Consider the following 1,442-nt stretch of genomic DNA (forward strand, 5'->3'; position numbering starts at 1 on the left):
TCCCGTCGCATCCTGGAACCTCGGCATCGCCTCGCTGCTGGCCGGCGACTGGGACGCGGGCTGGGCGCTGTATGAAAGCCGCAAACGCCATCCGCACCATGCCGCCGATTTCGTGACCCTGCCCGCCCCGGTCTGGCGCGGCGAGCCGCTGGCGGGGCGCACGGTGCTGGTGCTGGCGGAGCAGGGGCTGGGCGATGCGATCCAGTTCGCCCGCTACCTGCCCCGCATCGCGGCGCGCGGCGGGCGGGTGGTGATCGCCTGCGCGCCGCCGCTCGCGCCGCTGCTGCGCCGCCTGCCGGGCGTCGCGGCGGTGGCGTGGGAGGCGGCACCTGCGGTCGCGGATCTGCCCCCCCATGACCTTTGGGTCGATCAGATGAGCCTGCCCGGCCTGTTCGGGACCCGGCCCGACGGCGTGCCGGATGCCGCCGGCTATTTGCCACGCGATCCGGAGGCGGAGACGGCATGGGATGCGGCGCTGCCGGGCCGGCGCGACGGCGCGCGCGGGCGTGTCGGCATCGTCTGGGCGGGCAATCCCCGCCACAGCAACGACCGCCACCGCTCGCTGCCCGCCGCCGATCTGGCGGCCCTGCTGCGCTGGCAGCGGCCGGGCTGGATAAGCCTTCAGGTCGGGCCGCGCGCGGCCGAATCCGGGCTGCCTTCGCTCGCCCCGGCGCTGACCGATTTCGCACGGACGGCGGCGGCGGTCGCGGCGCTCGATCTGGTCATCACCGTCGATACCTCGGTCGCCCACGTCGCCGGCGCGCTCGGCGTGCCGTGCTGGGTGATGCTGCCCTTCGCGCCGGACTGGCGCTGGCTGCCCTCGGCCGGGGCGCGGACGCCCTGGTACGACTCCCTCCGCCTGTTCCGCCAACCCGCGCCGGGCGACTGGGCATCGGTAATCGCCGATGTGGGCGCGGCGCTGGCCTGACCCGCGCGCGGGTCCGGGGCCGCATGGGCGGGCGCGGTGTCCGCGACGCCCGCGAATCGGCTACACCTTCGGCATGAGGCTGCCGCACGCCGCTCCTGCCGCCTTCCGCCTGCTGGCTGTCCTGGCCGTGCTGGCCGTGATGGCCCCGGCCACGCGCGCGCGGGCCGACAGTCCCGCCGAGCAACTGGCGGGACTGTTCGTCCAGGGCTGCGTCGCCCATGCCGGCAGCATCAGCGGCCTGCGCCAGTGGGCGGCGGCCAAGGGGCTTAAATCCGTCCCGGCCCAGGCGGCCCCGGCGTTCCTCAACAAGCAGCCGGGCATCGCCTATGACGCCAGCGACCCCGGCGGGAAGTTCGTGCTCATCAGCGACGACGGCGGCGGCTGCGCGGCGATCGCGCAGCATGCTGACCGCGCCGTGCTCGCCGCGACCCTGTCGCAGTTCCTCGCCCGCGCCGGCCTGCCGCTCGTCCAGATCAGCGAGGAGGACGATCCCCTCGCGCCCGGTGTGCGCCAC

1 protein-coding gene and 1 pseudogene are annotated in these 1,442 nt (G+C 75.4%); both read left to right on the top strand.

The annotated features are described in order from the left end of the window. Positions 1–928 (top strand): annotated as a pseudogene (locus B8460_RS22035) (tetratricopeptide repeat protein); the annotation flags it as partial. Positions 929–1,001: 73 nt separating this feature from the next. Then, positions 1,002–1,442, top strand: a 441-nt coding sequence (locus B8460_RS13715; RefSeq protein ID WP_048862172.1) for an NMCC_0638 family (lipo)protein, incomplete at its 3' end; no start/stop codon positions are given.

This window comes from Acidisphaera rubrifaciens HS-AP3 (genome assembly GCF_000964365.1).
Taxonomy (GTDB): Bacteria; Pseudomonadota; Alphaproteobacteria; order Acetobacterales; family Acetobacteraceae; genus Acidisphaera; species Acidisphaera rubrifaciens.